Here is an 18,314-nt window from a genome sequence, read left to right as displayed (position 1 = left end):
CCACAAAATTAGCTATTAATCTAAAGCAAAACTATAAGCTGGAAGATACCTTACGACCTTTTTTTATGATTGAAATCAGAATAAAAACAACTAGAGAGGCGGAAATTCCAAAGATGTTTGCATCCAGATTAAAAGGTAATTTGGGATTGAGTATGATAAGGATTAATGAAGTACCTCCCCCGATAATCATAGACCAAAAAGCTGCAATTGATTTACTATTGGGTGAAATGATTGCAGCCATAACTGGAATAAACAAACCAGACACCATGAAGGTGTATGAATAAAGCATCAACTCTAAAACATTGGGCATTTTTATGGCAATAAGTAAGGCCAATATTCCAATGATGAGTGTTAAAATTTGAGAAAACCTCAAACTTCCGGGGTGGTTGTGTCTCTTTAGAATATCGGTAAGAACATTGCCGGATGCGGCCATTAAACAACTATCTGCCGTAGACATGATTGCTGAAAAATAAGCAGAAAGAACGATTCCGGTTAACCCTACAGGGAGAACGGTTTTTAGAAGGAGCGGCAAGCCCATTTCAGAATCGATAGCATCGCCTGGCGCAAAGCCTGAAGAAATAAACATACCATCTTCAAAAGCGACGCGTGCAAATAGACCCAATAAAACACCGGTGAAAGCCATGAGGGGATATTCAAATAGTCCAGCGATGAACCATGCTCGTTGTGCTGTTTTTTGATCACGCGCCGCATAGATTCGCTGGTAGAGAGTCATTCCGATAAACCAGATGGGAATAATGGTGATCATCCAGTTGACAATCTGCTGCCAGCTAACATTTGTCAGCGAGAGGAATTCATGTGACAGATCGTTTCGAACTGCTTCAAATCCACCAACTGCTTGGTAGCAAAGTGGAAGTCCTACAAATAGAAGTCCACCCATTAAAACAATCCATTGGATTGTGTCGGTGTAGATTACTGCTTTAAGTCCGCCCATTACAGTGTACACGACAGCAATTACACCCATCACCAGTAACGCTTGGTTAAGCGATAAGGAGGGGAAAGTTGCTGACGCGAGTTTTGCACCTGCCAATACCTGCGAGCTTGTAAAACCGAGGTATCCAATGGCTGATATGATCCCTGCAATAAGGGCAACTTGCTTGTTATAGGTACTCGCCAAAAATTGAGGGAACGATAAAAAATTGAATCTGCGAGAAAGCGTATGAACTCGTGGAATTAGAATGACTGCTGCCAGCCATGCCCCAATTAAACCACTAAAAAGCAGCCAGCTTCCGGATATTCCCATTAGAAATCCTAGTCCGCCAAGGCCAATGGAAAAGCCGCCACCAACGTCAGTTGCAACCACAGAAAGTCCAATATGTAGGCTGCTCATTTGTCGTCCTCCAACAAAATAGTCTTCAGTATCTTTATTCTTTTTTAGGAAATAGAATCCTACACCTAGCATGGACGCCAGGTAAATACCAAAAATGGTAAAATCAATCCAATGCATTAAGCAGGCTTAATTATTTAATGTGAAGTAAGGTGGTTCTTCTGTGTTTCTGGTGATATCTTTAGCCATCAGGTTATTGATTGTTTTGGAGCCATTTTGATAACTTAGTTTTAATTTCATCAATATGTCACCAAGCAGGCATTTGCCATTTTTCCTGATTAATTCAATAATATCCCGCTCTGTGTCATTACTAAATTCTATTGGTTTGGTTTTTTCTTTAGTCATATATTATTTGTATTTATAAGGTGTGGCTGTTACTGGGATCTCCCTGTTATTGTCAGCCAGCTCAAAACGCTTGCAATTTTTCCATCCTTTGTAATTCCGGTTACAAAACACGTTTTTGATAATAAAAAAGTTGATCCCTTTTATTTTCAATGTTCCTTGATATACAGGACAATCGCTGGCGTATGGGCAAAGTCGCCCTAGGTATCTTTCTACTGGCATGGCTACAATGGTTTATAATATACATTCATACTTTCAATTTTTCCGGAAATATTGGTGTTGTTAACCAATGTCCCTGAATAACTATAACCCATATTCAGGAAGGTTTTGTTCATTCCGGGTGATTGAAGGCGTGCAATAGTGTATAAGGTTTTGATTTTTTTTTGTTTCATTTTTACTTCCATTTCCCTTAATAGAAACTCAGCAAGCTTTTTGCCGCGATACTCTGGAAGTACAGCAAAATCAGTCATTTCTGCATTCAGGTTTTTGTGATCCATTTCTGCTGAAGATAAGCCGATTAGCTTGGCGTTATGCCAGACGCCATAATACTCAACGTCGCCTTCTTTTATTGTTTCTTTGAGGTGGTTCACATCGTGAATTGGGAATGGATAGGTCGCAAAAACACGTTTATATATTTTACTGGCGTCTTGAACTTGATTCGCTTCCAGTTTTTTAATTTGAAAATCTTGATCAAGTTTCTGCAGCCCATTTGAGCTGATGTCCTTCATCAAACTGCTTAATACAGACAAAGCCTCATTGTTCCCTTTTGCTCGATTTGCATCCAGATATTTTGCCATGAAATATACATCTTCCTGTGCCTTGAAAAAGTGGGGAATTGTGGCCTCCATTTTGTAATTATCTAACAGAAACAGCGGCAAGACGCTGGATGGAATTTTTGCAAATATTTTTGTATAACCGTTTTTTATTGCAAGTTCGGAGAGTAAACTCAATATTCCATCACCGTCCTTTTTATCGTATTTCATCAGATAAATCCGGTCGTTAAACTTTCCATGTTGAATGGTTGAATTTCCGAGTTTTTCAATTTTATCTGTCATGCTCTTCTCTTCGTTGATGTCTTTCATTGTCTTCAGGAATTAATGAAATAGACTCATTCGAGTCAGAAAGTAATTTTTCAATTCCCATCGAAGTTATTTCTTGACTTTCCTCCAGGTTTAATTCCAAATTGCAGTTTTCGCAGTCACGGTCACAAAATATATTTTCATAATTGTCTGGTTCTTTGTATGTTGTGATAACCCCCTCGTAGTTGCGGAGTACCACTTTGTGCGTTGACCACGAGATAATATAATTTGGCATGATTGGAATTTTTCCTCCTCCGCCTGGTGCATCAATTACATAGGTAGGAACTGCAAAACCACTGGTGTGTCCAATCAAGCTTTCCATAATCTCAATTCCTTTTCCCACAGGTGTGCGAAAATGTGAAAGTCCTTCCGAAAGATCACATTGGTATAGGTAGTAGGGGCGTACCCGGTTGTGAACAAGCTTTTGAACCAATTTCTTCATGATTCGGGGGCAGTCATTAACATTGGCGAGCAATACTGTTTGGTTTCCTAGAGGAAAACCTCCATCTGCTAGTTTTCTCAAAGCTTCTTTTGCTGAAGCTGTCAGTTCTCTCGGGTGATTGAAATGGGTGTTAATCCAAAGTGGCTGGTATTTTTTTAGAATGTTTACCAGATCGTCAGTAATTCGGTACGGGAGAACAACAGGCATTCTAGTTCCTATGCGAACAATTTCGACATGAGGAATTGCAGTTAGCTCGTTTAATAGCCAATCTATTTTGCTGTCAGGTAACATAAATGGATCACCTCCAGATAGTAACACATCTCGAACTTGAGGGGTGGCTTTTATATATTCAATACCCTTTTGGAGTTGTTCTTTGGATGGAATGAAATCCTGATCGCCGACTTTTCTTTTTCTGGTGCAGTGTCTGCAATACATTGAACAGATATTACTTACATGAAAAAGCACCCGGTCTGGATAGCGGTGAGTAATACCTTCTACCGGACTATCATGTTCCTCAGATAATGGGTCGTTTAATTCATTGTGCAGGACAGTTAGCTCATTGACTGAAGCAAACGACTGTATAAATACAGGATCGTTTTGATAATTTTCACTGGATATTAGAGATGCATAATAAGGGGTAATGGATAGTGGAAATTTGTTTAGGGTTTGTTCCAGTCGAATTTTCTCATCCAAGTGAAATTTAATACCTGTTAGTTTTTCAAAGGATTCAACTGTTTTAATTGAGTTTTTCAATTGCCATTTCCAGTCTTTCCAGTTTGAAATGTTTGATCCAGGTTTAATTCTACTCGCGATGTCTTGCTGTGCCTCATTAAAAATCTTCATAATGTCTCAAATAGTTTCTATAGGAACAAAAATACTCTTTTAAAATAAGGTCACAAAAATGTGATCGATCCAAAAATCCCATAAAGTAAGGAGATTCGGCTGTATTTTAATGACTATGAAATACTTGAGGTGTATTTTGTTTTGTTGTAGTTTTATGGCTGAATATCAGTAGGATCATCGATCATGATCATCGGGGAAGCTTCCAGATCTTCTATATCAAGCAGTGAGACAAGGGTATTCAGACTTTCTGTAATCTGTTTTAATTTTTCATCGTTAAGAAATTGCAATTTTTTGCTAAGTTGTTCGTGTAGAAGCGATGGGATCCTGTCTAATAGGTCAGCACCTTTTGAAGTTAGTACGATATTTACAACCCGTTTGTCTCCAGATTTTGGTAATCGGGCAAGTAGTGTTTTCTTTTCCAGTCGATCAATAATTCCGCTTACAGTGCTCGAATTTAAATTCAGAAATTTTCTTATTTCACCTTGTGTAGATTGAAAATTGGACGAATCTTTTAGATAATTTAAGCATAAAACCTGTGGAATGCTTACACCGTATTCTTTTTGAATTTTTTTTGACTCCAAATTAATGGAGCGAACAATACGCCTGATTTTGATTAAAATTTCTGTGGTGTCCATTTCTTAACTGGAAAGTTTCTATGGAACAAAAATAGATTTTTTTTTGAATGAGGGATTGCTTCTGAATGAAAAAAGCCGGAAGGTTGCTCTCAACTTTCCGGCATAGTCACTAATTGGTAAAAGCAGACTTAGAACTTCCCGAATTTAAATACCAATCCTGCAGAGAAACCATTCAGGATATCCGGGTCGGTATTAATCATTTCAATATCAGAGGTAAAGCGATAACTTGCAGTTGCAGCCATTCTGAAGTGACGCGTCATGTTAAATTCCAATTCAACAGCTGGTTCAATCACAAAAAAGACATCTGAACTTTCATTGTCAGACCACCAATAATCCCAATGGTTGTGATTTTCGATATAGGCTACACCACCAACACCAAAAAGAACCGGGAATGATAAGTGGACAGGTAGTTTTGATCCGATAATGGGTTCGATAAAGAGACCACCGTAGCCACCGGCAAGGTTGTAATCTAAATCATTTTCTAAAATATTGTGGTAATTAATGTCATTGACAAAACCATTTCCACCTAATCCAATTGCAAAGGAATGATCGATGATCCAACCTCCACGGGCTCCCATATTAAAGGCATCTTTGCCATCAATTTCTGAATAGCTGAAGCTTATTGCTCCGTAACCACCATTTGACTTTCTTTTTGAAAAAATGGTGTTTATTTCTTCCTGATCACGGTAATCATTCTGTGCGGATACAACCTGAGCACAAAGGGCGATGATGAGTAATATTGCAAATTTTTTCATGTTTTCTATTGTTTAATTGTTTGTTAAAAGACGTATTTTACTGTAAAGGCGAAATCGAATGGATGAAGCTGAAAGAAGTTCTTTCCAAAAAGATTGAAATAGGGTTTCACTTCAAAACCTACTGAAATTGGGACTTCCCAAAAGGTGTATTCCAGCGCACCTAATCCATCGAGACCGACAACTGGCCCTGATCGTTTTTCGAAATAGTAAGGAGAATGTACTGTTTCGTATGGATCATAAGCATTCCATCTTTCATAGCCCACATGGATACCATAACCGTAAATAAAGTTTAATTGGTCGGTGAAATCGAATAAGCCGGGTTGATGAAATTCTTTAAGTCCGGTAAGCTGAATTCCCCGGTTTCGAGTGCTAAGCAAAACTTTGTAAGAATTCAGTTCATTTGCATAAGCCCGATATTCAAAACCTGAGGAAAACCCGCCTCTGATTCCTACTGCACGTGGGTGTTCCTGTCCCTTACTTGCAAGGGTGACTAAGCATAAAAGACTTAAAAAGATAAAATTTTTCATACTACGTATTAATTATCATTGATTACTTTTCCTGAACCGGAAATGTGACTGTGTACATCTGGAGTGTTTACAAACAAGACATTCCCACTACCGGAAATACTTGCATCAATCGTATTTTCAACATTAACATACATATTGCCACTACCGGAGATTGTTGCATTGCAAAACTGCTGTTCCAGATCGTAAGCGAGAATCTTTCCTGATCCGCTTACCACCATATCAGTTTCGGATGCGAATCCATTCAACCTAATTTTTCCTGAACCTGAAATTTTCGCATCTAATGTGATGACATCCACATTACTTTCCACCTGGCCAGATCCGGAAACATTCACGGAGAAATGATTGCCTTCATAGCTTCCTGTGTATATGTAGCCGGAGCCACTAAGGCTAACTTTGTTTAATTGTGGAGTGGTAACAAAAACTTCCATTGGTAAATGATTGTGCAAAGCGTGGATGCCACTTGTTCGAATTTTTAGTTTGTCCCCATCAATATCTGTTACAATGTATGGTTGCAAATTCGATTCTGCAGTTACCTCGATGTGGTAGTCATCTCCAGGAATAACATGCACAATAAACGAGCCGCTGGAGCTGACTTCGTCAAAACTACTTGCCCAACGTGTTTCCGTGCTTTCAATTCCATTTCCGTTAACACCGATATCTTCGAGACAGGAGGACATGCCTAAAAATAAGGACATAGCAGTGGCCAGCATGATTGTTTTCTTTGTTTTCATGACTAATAAATTAAATTGTTTTCTGATTTAAAAAGCTTGTGCTAATTTGTTTCTGTGTTCTGTTTTTAGAGACAAGCTTTTTTTATAAGGGTTGCAATTCTTCTAAGAAAAAATCGATTTTTTTAATTAGTTTCTATGGTTACTTTTCCAGATAAAGCATTGATGTAGAGTTTTTCATCAACTTCGGTGTCGGTTCCAAATTTTCCTTTCAGCCTTGTGGTTCCATCTTTTGAGTCAATCTCTTTTCGTTCCTGCACATCCATCTCGCGGGTTAAATCCAGATCTGCTTTTGTCTCTCTGATCTCAAATCCAAAATTTGAATCGGTGGAAAAAAACAGATTGATATCTGTTGATTTTGATTCGATGTAAATGTTCTCAAAGTCAACAGCTGTATTTTCAATTTCAAGGTCGCCATAAGTGAATCGAAGGGTTGCACGTTTTAATAGATCTGAAATTCGAATATTTGAAAAATTTGCATCGGCTTCCAGCAAGCCTATTTGTTTTATCCGGAATTTATCTCTTCTGGAGTCAACCGTTAAATCGGCAATTTCTATAATCTCAATTTCCGACGACTTTCCTGAATAGCGTATTTGATTTCCTTGCTTGATATAAATGTCACTATAGTTTGATTCAACTCTGCCGTAACTTAATGAGTTTATTGTTGCATCGGCAAAGTTCAGGTTGATAGTCGTTTTTGCATTAAGGTTGTGCGCTTTCAATTTTCCATTACTTAAGCTGATTTCTGCTTCGCCTTCATAATCATCGATATAAATGTCACCAAATTTATTTTCGACTTTTAGCGGATTGGTTGCCGGTAACCAAACTTTATAGTCAATTTCAATGCTTCCATCAGTTTGCAAAAGGGTTTCCTTGAATTTCAAAAATTCACTTTCCAGCTGACTACGATTTTTATCTGCAATGGTACGTGCAATCAAGTAGTGCTGGCTTTCGGTAAAGTCGAAATCGATATTGTCAAGGGCTTTGTCCAACTTCGTGCTTTTTTTCTCTTCAACCCTCATCTTCACCTCAATAACCACTGAGTCCTTCTTCCATGTGATTAATTCAATTTTACCGTACTTATTGGCGATTTCAATACTTTTCCCTGGCGTAACCTTAAACCGTTTGGTAAATTCTTTCGTTTCTGTAAACTGCGCCTGAGCAGTCACACTTCCGGCAAGTAGTGCGACGAGTATAAAAATCAAATGGCGACTAAGCTTATTCATTGTTATATTTTTAGCAATTAATTTGTTCAAGTACATCATCAACCAGTTTCATTCGAAAGCGGTTGTTTTCTATCATAGCTTCAATGACCTCTTTGTTGGAAACGTTTTCTTTCAGGTCTTTTTTGAGTTCCTGATACATGCCTTCCAATTCCAGTAAATCATTTTCAACTTCCATCTCCAATTCAGGAACTAACTTGTAGCACTTGCGAATCTCTTTCAATTTTCCGCTAACCTGCTGTGCATAATAGGCTTCAGCTTCAATTAATTCTCTAACTTCCGGATCTGCATCAGCTGCCAGCCGCAAACGATCAGATGGCGAGACCAATGATTTTACAATTACTCCGGAACTAATTATCACAATGGCCAATACAGCTGCTACTTGCAACCAACGAGACTTCATCCAATGTTTTTGTTCCTTCTTATGAAGTTGTTGATTCAATTTCCCCCAAACTTCTGGTGACGGGCTGTGGATGTCGAATGACTCCTTGTTTCCCCTCACAAATGATTCTAAACGATCTTCCTTCATGCTGTTTGCATTTGTTGGTTCCTTAATATTTCCTGCACCCTGCGTTTTGCCCGCATATATTGCGATTTTGAAGTAGATTCGGTGATTCCCAGAATGGTCGAGATTTCACCGTGGTCATATCCTTCAAGCAGGTAAAGAGAGAAAACGATCCTGCCTCCTTCCGGAAGTTCCTCCATGGCTTTGAGGATTTCTTCGGCTGTGAGTTTCACGGCATCCGTTTCTTCTTCGGACGGCGCATGATCGAAAATTTCTTCACAAAACACCAGATCAATTTTTCGCTTTTTAATAGCGTTAATGCATGAGCGAATGGCGATGGTTTTTATCCAGGTTCCAAAACTTGATTCATAACGGAAACTATCCAGTTTTGAAAAAGCCTGTAGAAAAACTTCCTGCAACATGTCTTCAGCATCTTCGCGATTATTCATCATGCGGTAACACACGTTGAACATGGCTTTGGCATAGAGCTCGTAAAGCTGGAACCGTGCACGGTCGCTACCACGTTTGCAGTCCTCGATCAGGTGTTGATGTATGAATGCCGCTTTTCCCAATTTTAGTTCTGTTTTCGCTATTACTGACAAGAAAAATGTTGCAGGGTTGCAAGGATGATTAAAAATATTAAAAAAATAGTAGAGAATTTTGTTTTTCGGAATTAAATAGAAATGCATAACCGGAATATGGCGACGAACGAACAAGATTTGATCATTGCTTGTTAAGCTGTTGATAACCAAATTGGATAGTCATGAAGAAATACTTGTTAGCGATCGTGTTTGTAGTATACATTCAAGCTGTTTTTGCACAAGATTATGCGTTGAATCAATTAGAGAAATCACCTCGTCATCATGAGTGGGTAAAAGTGAAAGCAGGAGAAAGAGAAGTGAGTTGTTTTATTGCTTTTCCTGAGATTTCAGGTAAAGCAACGGTGGTAATTGTTATTCATGAAAATCGAGGACTGACAGACTGGGTGCGTAGTTTTGCTGATCAAATTGCACAAGCAGGTTATATAGCAATTGCTCCAGATTTGTTGTCAGATTTTTCCGAAGCACATCAAAAGACCAGTGATTTTCCGACTTCCGATGAAGCCAGAAACGCCATTTACCAATTGAATGCGGATCAGGTGAAAAATGATTTGAATGCAGTGCAGGCATATGCGACGAATATCAAAGCAAGTAATGGAAAAACTGTATCCATTGGTTTCTGTTGGGGAGGATCGCAAAGTTTTCAATTTGCTACCTACAACAATCAACTAAAGGCAGCAATGGTCTTTTATGGAAGTGCGCCGGACGATGAGTCTCAGATTGCTGAAATTAATGCGCCGGTATATGGGTTTTACGGAGGCGATGATGCCCGCATAAATGCTGGAATCGCTGACACTGAAGAATCAATGAAGAAGTTTGGCAAGTTTTATGAATATGAAATTTATGAGGGTGCTGGTCATGCTTATATGCGCCGAGGAGATGATCCGGCCGATGAGTCTCCTAATAAAACTGCCCGGAATGAATCGTGGGTGCGGTTGAAACGAATTCTGGAAGGAATTTGAATTGGAAATGCGGGAGTATTATTCTTCCGCTAACTTGAAAATTTCATCCAGTTCATAAACGAAATGGCCTTCTTTTATTCCTTCATAAGTTACTGAGTTGATCATTGCCTGTGCTACAATATGATCTTTTATTGGACGATACTTTTTAAACAAATATTGGGTTAACCAACGGCTGATGGTTAAGGAGATAGATTCTGTAATTCTTTTTTCTTTTCTGTTTCCAGTTAAAATAGAAGGCCTAAGAATTGTTATTTTAGTGAAGTTCAGTTTGGAAATGTCATCTTCCAATTCTCCTTTTATTCTGCTGTAAAATAGTTTTGAATTTGCGTTTGCGCCGGCAGATGATACTAAAACATAGTTTCTGATTCCATTTTTAGAAGCAGCTTTTGCTACCATATATTGAAATGTGTAATCAACCAAATATTGTTTTTCTTTGCTCCCAGCAGTTTTCAGAGTGGTTCCGAGTGTCGAAAATAATACGTTGCCGACAATCTGGTCCTCCCAGTCTGCAATATTCTCAAAGTCAACAATTTTCTCTTCAAGCTTTGGATGCTTAAAAGTTGTAGTACTTCGGGAGAAAACTAACACACGTTCAAAATTATTGTCATCCAATAATAATCTGACTAATTGGCTTCCAACCAATCCGGTTGCTCCGATAATACAGGCCTTGAGATTCATGTTGTCGTTATTTTATAAAGAGAAGTGTTCCTTGATCTATAACCCAAATAAATGACATTTTTTATCAGCAAGCAAATCATTGAAAGGTAAACTTTTAGGATGGTATCTTGTTTCTAATTTTTATCCAGTTCAATATAAAATTGTTCTCAAAACCAATAAACTAAAACTGAACAGAGATGATAAACAAGATTCACAGTTTAGGTGGTTACATCCACGAGTATCAAAAGAGTATTGCAAATCCACAGGCATTTTGGGGTCAGCAGGCGGAATGTTTTTATTGGCATAAACGTTGGGATCGTGTGTTGGAGTGGGATTTTGCAAGTCCATCAATCAAATGGTATGTAAATGGAAAACTGAATCTCACCGAAAATATTTTCGAACGTAATTTATACACTCATGGCGACCAAGAAGCAATTATATGGGAGCCAAATGATCCAAATGAAGAGACAAGAACTCTGACCTATTCGGAACTTTTTAAAGAAGTAAACAAGTTTGCAAATACCTTAAGAAGGCTGGGGGTGCATAAAGGTGATCGAGTGGCAATTTATATGCCGATGCTACCGGAATTAGCAATAGCACTGTTGGCTTGCGCCAGGATTGGAGCGATTCATTCGGTTATTTTTGCGGGCTTTTCTGCTCACGCGTTATCTGAAAGGATGAATGACGCAACTGCTAAAGTATTGTTAACCGCTGACGGTGGTTATCGTGGATCAAAAGTTACCCCGCTAAAAGAAATTGCCGATGAGGCATTGGAAAGCAGTCCGTCGGTTGAAACGGTGGTTGTATTAAAACGGACCAATTCAGAAGTAGATATGCGAGTTGGACGGGATATTTGGTGGCACAAGGCCATTGATGGGCAATCTGAAGAATGTTGCGCCGAGGAGATGGATGCTGAAGATGAATTATTCATTTTATATACTTCCGGTTCTACCGGAAAACCAAAAGGGATCGTCCATACAACGGGTGGGTATATGGTTTATTCAGCGTATACCTTTAATAATGTTTTCCAGTATCATGCAGGTGATGTTTATTTTTGTACCGCTGATATTGGTTGGATTACGGGGCATTCGTATATCGTTTATGGTCCGTTGCTAAATGGTGCTAAAACCTTGATGTTTGAAGGAGTTCCAACTTGGCCGGATGCTGGTCGTTTTTGGGATATTGTGGATAAGTATAAAGTAAATCAGTTTTATACTGCCCCAACCGCATTACGTTCTTTACTTGCGATGGGAAATGAATATCTGGAAGGTAAAGATTTATCCTCTTTAAAAGTGCTTGGAACAGTAGGTGAACCAATCAACGAAGAAGCCTGGCACTGGTATCACGATCATATTGGTAAAAACAAGTGTCCAATTGTTGATACATGGTGGCAGACAGAAACTGGTGGTGTTATGATTTCTCCAATTGCTGGAGTTACCCCAACAAAACCTTCATTTGCAACTTTGCCATTGCCAGGAATTCAGCCGATTATTGTTGATAATGAAGGAAAAGAATTGACGGGTAATTCTGTTGAGGGCAACCTTTGCATTAAGTTCCCCTGGCCGGGGATGGCACGTACGTTATGGGGAGACCATCAACGATTTCATGATACTTACTTTTCAACTTTTTTAAATCGATATTTTACAGGTGATGGGGTGAAGCGGGATGAAGATGGCTATTACCGTATTCTAGGTCGCGTTGATGATGTGATTAATGTTTCTGGCCATCGATTGGGAACTGCAGAAATTGAGAACGCAATTAATGAGCACCCATTGGTAAACGAATCTGCTGTTGTTGGCTATCCGCATCCAATTAAAGGGCAGGGTATCTATGCATTTGTTGTTTGTGGTGAGCTTTCAACTGGTGGGGAAGAAGGCATTCGAAAAAGTATCATGCAAGGGGTGACAAAAATTATTGGGCCAATTGCCCGACCGGATTTGGTTCAGTTGGTCCCCGGATTACCCAAAACACGAAGTGGAAAAATCATGCGACGAATTTTGCGTAAGGTAGCAGAGGGTGACGCTTCAAATCTGGGAGATATTACTACATTATTGGACGAAGATGTTGTAGATAAGATTATTGATGGAGCATTGCTGGAAGTGAAGAGATAGCCCGCTTTTATATGGAATCTTTTCCATTCAATTATTGTACGATGTTCTGATATAATCTTTGTGTTAAACTTGAATATCGTCCGATTCAGATTGCAGAAATGAGTCTTTATTCTATATAGTTTTGTTTTGATTCCGGGAGATTGATTCGGTCAGTTGTCCGGGAAATGACATTATGCATGTATTGCAATAACTAGTAATACGGGTTTGTATCGGAAATAGAAAAATTAAAAACAATTTTATGACAGTTAAAAGAGCTTTTGGGATCGGAACTGATGATCATGAGCCTGAAGTATCAGTCAAAAAGAAGATTCAATACATCAATTTAAAATTGGCTGCCGACGGGTATCCGACATGTATTGAAGGAGCAAAGTCTGATTTTTTGGAAATGGCTAAACCGTTGTTAAATAATTACAACATCAAATCCAGGTTACTTTCTAAAAAACAATCTCCGTTGGGAGAAAGGGTACTTAATTTTCTTCATGATTATTTAAGCGATGTTCCCGGTGACAATAAAGTAACACTGCCAAGTTATCCGTTTATATTGGACCGATATGGTCTGGGAAGAATGCTATCGCTTCCTGTTAATGATGATTATTATGAAACGGATATCATCAGAAGTTACCGTACTGCGCAAGGGGTTTTAAATAATCCAAAGGAAGATAGAAGAACTACAAAAGGAGTTTTTCATGTTGCTGAAGGTGGATTGCCAATTCCCGATGATAAAAAAGCTGTTCCAAAGGCGACGTTTTGTAAGTTGCTTCAGGCTGCTTTGAATCCTCCACAAGAATTAATGAAACTGCCTTTTACTTCTCAACAAGAAGAGAAGGCTGAGCTATTTGTTAGTTTGATGTTAAGGCCAATCGTTGTTCCTGAGATTCCTGGTGTTATTGAAGAAAAATCAATGGAAGTTGCATTTTTAGCACCTGGTAGTTTGGTTTCCAATCTCGATTTTGTTGAATCTATTTTTGGAAATGCAGGTGATCCTTTCCTTCCTGAAAACGACGCAGCCTTGTCTCCTGAGACCTGGACCGGTCATACCGGAATGGTAATTTTAGCTCCTCATTTGACAAAATTCACAAAAAAAGAATTAGGTCTTCCGCATTGTAGCAATGCGACTGAACGTCAATTGCGTGATGGAATGTGTTGGACGGAAGAAGACGAGAAATACAATGATGGCAGTGCATTTAAGCTGACAGCCCGGAATGAAAAGGGAGTGGTTGTAACCTTAATTGCTGACAACTATTATGGTTATTGCAAAAAGGAGGTTAAAACCTTAATTGGATATTCAGCAAATCTCTATGGTTTGGCAGAAGAAGAGCATGCTGGTGGAGCAATTGCATTTCGCAGCCATAACCTGGGGGAGAAGTATTACGTCGATGAAAAATACCCGACTAACGAAATGAACTTTGCCTCGTTCCTTTATAATTATGCAGAAATGCTTGATTTGAAAGAGGAAGGATATGCCATTGATAAAAAGTTTCCTGAGATAGTATACGTCCCTGAAGATGCTAATTTTAATTTGTTGAAGCAATCCATAACATGGGAAAAAGGTGGTGAAACAAAAAGGATAAAATTGTTGCCTTATAAGCATTACATTTTCCCTACCGGGTTCCGTGTTGAGATGAAGAAAAGGATTGAAGGACCTAAGTGGCATTTGGTTGGAACGATTGCTGAAGGAACCCTTTGTCATAAGCCCTGTACTGTATCTGGAGGTGGAAAATCAGAAATTTCCAAATCCATTAAGGATGCCATGATTCAGGGGTCAGTAATTGTTACCGATCTGACTGCCGATTTGGATATGGTTGAGGAGGTAATGGCTAAGGATTTTTCAAATCGGTTTAAAGTTCCAGCTGATTATTCTGAGAACGCTTCGCGAAGTATTTTAAGCCGTCGCCGTTCTCTTGGTTCGGTAATCAAATTGTTAACACCATCTGAATTATATACCGACGAGTACAATGATTGGTTAGCTTCTATTCCTCAGCGGATAAAGGTTTTGATCTATGTTATCAAGGGGAATTACAGTGAAGATTGGGATAAAGACTGGAGAAAATATTTTTCAGTTGATAAAGTAAATGGAATTCCTGGAAATGAGTTGAAATTTCAAAATAGCAAACTGCTATCGAACTTCCTGCGCGTTGGTCATGATGTGGATGGCTCATGGAGAATATTCTTGTTAAGGCAAGATTACAATCCTTCCAGCAAAGTACAAATGGAAGATGACATTACGGCTTCCATTATCCTGGATTCAAAGAAGCTTGAGAACCTCAATACTGAATACGATAATCCAAGTGTGAAAATTGTGCGGAATGTCGAGTCTCGCTTATTTCAGCGTCCGGATGATTGCGTAATAAAAGGATATGACAAACAAGGCGAAAAAGACTTGTCAACACCAAATACATTCTTGTCGAATTTTGAACCATTGACTCGTGAGCAGGTTCAGGAAATTAAAGAAGATTCTATTGGATTTGAGTTGTATACGCAGCCGGTCAAGGATTTGATCAACAATTTCCTTGATGGTAAAGGACCCGAATATTTGGTTGTACCTTCAGAACCGAGGTTGGTAGATGGAGTTCCATCTAAAAACCCTCGTTATTTGCAGGTAAGGCCCGATCTTGTTGAGCCTCTGGATAAATATCTTGCAGAAGTAACAACAAGAATATTTAGGAAGATTCCACTTAATAAGCCTGTTTATTTACCAGTAAATGCGGTATTGCCGGGTAGAAGGAATAATCCTGCAGAACCTGAGAATAATGTGCCACCATTGGCTGTTTATAGTCCAATTCATTACCAGGAATTACCAGAATTGTTTATTGATTTTATTTGTAGCATTACCGGTAAATCACCATCAACAACTGGTTTTGGATCAGAAGGTGCATTAACCAAGGGGCCTTTTAATAGCCTGCTTCCTGCATCCGATCTTAATAATGCATTCCTATCTTATATTTTAACGGACTATGACGGATTCAGCTCAGCTGCCGGGTATGTTGGCCCAAAATATAAAGTAGATCATGATATCAGCTTATTGGTTCCTGAAATTTGGTGTAGGATGTCAGTTCAGGAGCGCGACCCAAAATTCTTAATTGAAAATGGTTATTTGGAAAAAGTTGAGAATTTCAAACACAAAGGGAAAGTTGTTGAAGCAAGTTTATTGGGATATCGTATTACCATGAAATTTGTAAAGAGCTTTATGGCGCGAATCTTTAGTAAGCCTGATGCGGTGTTTAGTGAGGATATGTTGAAGCCAGAACTACAGGATATTGACACTTTTGTTGCTTCGGTTGAGAACTTGTCAATTACGCAGAGAAGAGTTGCTGAAGGATTGGTTCGTGATGGTTCGGTTGATATGTTGTGCCCTCCGTTGAAAGCATTGATTCATATCATGGTCGATGGCAAATATAAAGGTATGGATAGGAATCATCCGGATGTTAGGCAGATGTTTACTAGAGATGCCGTACTGAATAGCGAATGGTATAAACAGCGACTCGTTGAAAAACAAAATCGTGATATAAACCAGTGGACAAAGAATGTTGAATATATTGAAGATGTGATTAGTAGAACAACCTTTGCTGAAACATCAATCCGATTAAATTTACCGGAACGGTTAGTAAAAGCGAAAGCTAAACTAAAAGAAGTCTCGTCTCCTGAATATATTGAATTTCTGAGTGGCACCATTGGTGCTGATACTTTACTCTCCATAGAAGACTAATGTTTAAAACAAAAGAGAGCAGCGGATGGCTGCTCTCTTTTGTTTTAAGATTTGATCTATTAATTTTTTACATTCTCGTTGTAAACACGCTTTAGCCAGGGTAGGATAGAGAGGATGATCAGAAATGCTCCGGCGGTTAAAATTGCATTTGTTAGGAAGAAATTGGATTTCTTTTCAAACAAATCCCACATTCCGGAAAGTACGCCTGACAGTTTATTCCCGATAGCGGTTGCTAAAAACCATCCACCCATCATCAATGCAGCAATTCGCCTCGGCGCCAGTTTTGATACCAGTGATAATCCCATCGGACTCAAACAGAGTTCACCGATGGTAATCACACCATAAACTCCGAATAACCAGGCAACCGATGCTTTTTCAATTCCATTTCCAGATAGAACTGCAGCAGCTACCATTACCAACCACGATACAGCAGAAATAAGCATGCCCCATGCAATTTTTCCAGGAGTAGAAGGCTCTCTTTTCCTTCGCCCAAGGAATCCAAAAAAGGCAACTACCAACGGTGTAAATATAACTACAAAGAAAGGGTTTATAGACGCTTGAAGTTCTGTCGGCCAGAGCTTAAGTTTACCATATTTGTTGACTGAACTTTTGTCGACTTGTTTCCATTCTTTCTCTGTCAAATCTTCCGGTTTACCATCCAAGTTTCCAACCGGCCATTCTTCAGCATAATTATCGAAATAGTAGCTTGGCCCAACTTCTGTTCCTAAATCTTCACCATGCAAACCAATTAGTTGCTTTTCACGGGGCACTGTCGATACTTCTTCTGTGCTTGCAATAGTATTTATTACTTGTTCCATTTTCGGCCCAAGCTCACGGGCTGTATTATTTTTTGCCCAATAGGTAAGTGCTGAGCCATTTTGATGAAATACTGCCCAGAAAATAATTACAACTCCAAAAATAGATAGCAAGGCTGCGATGGGAGCTTTTTCATTTTGATCTGCAGTGCGCCAAGTATTGAAAAAGAAATAAAGAACAGGCAGGCAGAAAAAGATAAATGCATCATTGGAATCGGACCCAAAAAGATTGTCAGGAATTAACCAACCAACTGTTGCAGCGGCAAATGCAGGAAGAAATAAAACCATAAAAATACGTAGAAGTGATAAATCGCTTTCGCGTTTTGGTGATATTTTATCTGCTTCCTTAATTTCAGGTACTCTCCAGTTTCCAATGGCAAACCAAACAATTCCGATTAACATACCGAATCCAGCTGCGGCAAAAGCCCATCCCCATCCATAGGAAAGACGTAACCAGGCAGCAACGAAATTACATACAAAGGCTCCAATATTGATACCCATGTAGAAGATATTATAGCCGGAATCTTTTAAGTGTTCGTATTCTGGTTTCTCATATAATTTTCCTAATAAAACCGATACATTGGGTTTGAAAAGACCGTTTCCCAAAATGATCATCAGCAATGAAAGGTAAAAGGCCATCATGCTGTTTGGTATGGAGAGACCAATGTAACCGGCAGCCATGAACAATCCGCCAATGTATATTGATCTTCGATATCCCAGGAAGCGGTCGGCTAATAATCCACCAAAAAATGGGGTCAGGTAAACTAGTGCCAGGTAAGTTCCATAAATGTCGGCTGCTTCCAGATTACTCATTCCCAGTCCGGCAAATTTTGCTGTTTCCGGTGCAATCATGTACAAGGTGAAGATGCCGAGCATCAGGTAATAACCGAAGCGTTCCCACATTTCTGTGAAAAAGAGAATTGCTAAACCTTTGGGATGTTTGTTTTTTGCCATAACCAGTATTTTAGTTTTTTGTGAGGTACAATAATAACCACCCCACAAGTTAATCAAAATGATAAAACCCCAAGCTTTGAAAAAAT

General features: G+C 39.0%; 17 protein-coding genes. 3 read left to right on the top strand and 14 right to left on the bottom strand.

What is annotated here, in order from left to right:
- Positions 1-31: 31 nt before the first annotated feature.
- The 12 genes from ACUNWD_RS08500 to ACUNWD_RS08445 form a co-directional block, all read right to left on the bottom strand.
- Complete coding sequence (locus tag ACUNWD_RS08500; protein WP_445587366.1) at positions 32-1,465, bottom strand: sodium:solute symporter family protein; 1,434 nt, start codon at positions 1,463-1,465, stop codon at positions 32-34.
- 9 nt (positions 1,466-1,474) lie between these two features.
- Entirely contained in the window at positions 1,475-1,690 is a 216-nt protein-coding gene (locus ACUNWD_RS08495) for a hypothetical protein (protein WP_445587365.1), read from the bottom strand.
- Between the two features lie 3 nt (positions 1,691-1,693).
- Positions 1,694-1,909, bottom strand: coding sequence for a hypothetical protein (locus ACUNWD_RS08490; protein ID WP_445587364.1), 216 nt, complete (start codon positions 1,907-1,909; stop codon positions 1,694-1,696).
- 2 nt (positions 1,910-1,911) lie between these two features.
- A complete protein-coding gene (gene ablB / locus ACUNWD_RS08485; RefSeq protein WP_445587363.1) occupies positions 1,912-2,769 on the bottom strand; it encodes a putative beta-lysine N-acetyltransferase in 858 nt (285 codons plus the stop codon).
- Positions 2,732-4,051 (bottom strand): lysine 2,3-aminomutase, encoded by a 1,320-nt coding sequence (ablA, locus tag ACUNWD_RS08480; protein WP_445587362.1) that lies wholly within the window; start codon positions 4,049-4,051, stop codon positions 2,732-2,734. The genes ablB and ablA overlap by 38 nt, the downstream gene beginning before the upstream one ends.
- A 152-nt stretch (positions 4,052-4,203) precedes the next feature.
- Positions 4,204-4,686 (bottom strand): MarR family winged helix-turn-helix transcriptional regulator, encoded by a 483-nt coding sequence (locus ACUNWD_RS08475; RefSeq protein ID WP_445587361.1) that lies wholly within the window; start codon positions 4,684-4,686, stop codon positions 4,204-4,206.
- 128 nt (positions 4,687-4,814) lie between these two features.
- A complete protein-coding gene (locus tag ACUNWD_RS08470; protein WP_445587360.1) occupies positions 4,815-5,441 on the bottom strand; it encodes an outer membrane beta-barrel protein in 627 nt (208 codons plus the stop codon).
- A gap of 23 nt (positions 5,442-5,464) precedes the next feature.
- A complete protein-coding gene (locus tag ACUNWD_RS08465; RefSeq protein ID WP_445587359.1) occupies positions 5,465-5,968 on the bottom strand; it encodes a hypothetical protein in 504 nt (167 codons plus the stop codon).
- Positions 5,969-5,976: 8 nt separating this feature from the next.
- Positions 5,977-6,699 carry a head GIN domain-containing protein gene (locus ACUNWD_RS08460; protein WP_445587358.1) on the bottom strand — a complete coding sequence of 241 codons (723 nt, stop codon included), beginning with the start codon at positions 6,697-6,699 and terminating at the stop codon, positions 5,977-5,979.
- Positions 6,700-6,821: 122 nt separating this feature from the next.
- Positions 6,822-7,922, bottom strand: a complete 1,101-nt coding sequence (locus ACUNWD_RS08455; protein WP_445587357.1) for a DUF4097 family beta strand repeat-containing protein — start codon at positions 7,920-7,922, stop codon at positions 6,822-6,824.
- 10 nt (positions 7,923-7,932) lie between these two features.
- The gene (locus ACUNWD_RS08450; RefSeq protein ID WP_445587356.1) at positions 7,933-8,448 is read right to left on the bottom strand and encodes a hypothetical protein; all 516 of its coding nucleotides are present in this window, start codon (positions 8,446-8,448) and stop codon (positions 7,933-7,935) included.
- Complete coding sequence (locus ACUNWD_RS08445; protein ID WP_445587355.1) at positions 8,445-9,026, bottom strand: RNA polymerase sigma factor; 582 nt, start codon at positions 9,024-9,026, stop codon at positions 8,445-8,447. The genes ACUNWD_RS08450 and ACUNWD_RS08445 overlap by 4 nt, the downstream gene beginning before the upstream one ends.
- Before the next feature lie 161 nt (positions 9,027-9,187).
- Here ACUNWD_RS08445 and ACUNWD_RS08440 point away from each other — a divergent pair, with 161 nt between their 5' ends.
- Positions 9,188-9,985, top strand: coding sequence for a dienelactone hydrolase family protein (locus ACUNWD_RS08440; protein ID WP_445587354.1), 798 nt, complete (start codon positions 9,188-9,190; stop codon positions 9,983-9,985).
- An 18-nt stretch (positions 9,986-10,003) separates the two neighbouring features.
- Here ACUNWD_RS08440 and ACUNWD_RS08435 read toward each other — a convergent pair whose 3' ends face one another.
- Positions 10,004-10,663: an NAD(P)H-binding protein gene (locus ACUNWD_RS08435; protein ID WP_445587353.1), complete on the bottom strand. Its 660-nt coding sequence runs from the start codon at positions 10,661-10,663 to the stop codon at positions 10,004-10,006.
- A gap of 176 nt (positions 10,664-10,839) precedes the next feature.
- Here ACUNWD_RS08435 and acs point away from each other — a divergent pair, with 176 nt between their 5' ends.
- A complete protein-coding gene (gene acs, locus ACUNWD_RS08430) occupies positions 10,840-12,753 on the top strand; it encodes an acetate--CoA ligase (protein ID WP_445587352.1) in 1,914 nt (637 codons plus the stop codon).
- Between the two features lie 238 nt (positions 12,754-12,991).
- Positions 12,992-16,459 (top strand): hypothetical protein, encoded by a 3,468-nt coding sequence (locus tag ACUNWD_RS08425; protein WP_445587351.1) that lies wholly within the window; start codon positions 12,992-12,994, stop codon positions 16,457-16,459.
- A gap of 59 nt (positions 16,460-16,518) precedes the next feature.
- Here ACUNWD_RS08425 and ACUNWD_RS08420 read toward each other — a convergent pair whose 3' ends face one another.
- Positions 16,519-18,228, bottom strand: coding sequence for a peptide MFS transporter (locus ACUNWD_RS08420; RefSeq protein WP_445587350.1), 1,710 nt, complete (start codon positions 18,226-18,228; stop codon positions 16,519-16,521).
- Between the last annotated feature and the right edge of the window lie 86 nt (positions 18,229-18,314).

The sequence above is a fragment of the Sunxiuqinia sp. A32 genome (assembly GCF_052690465.1).
This window is presented reverse-complemented; position numbering and strand designations above follow the sequence as displayed.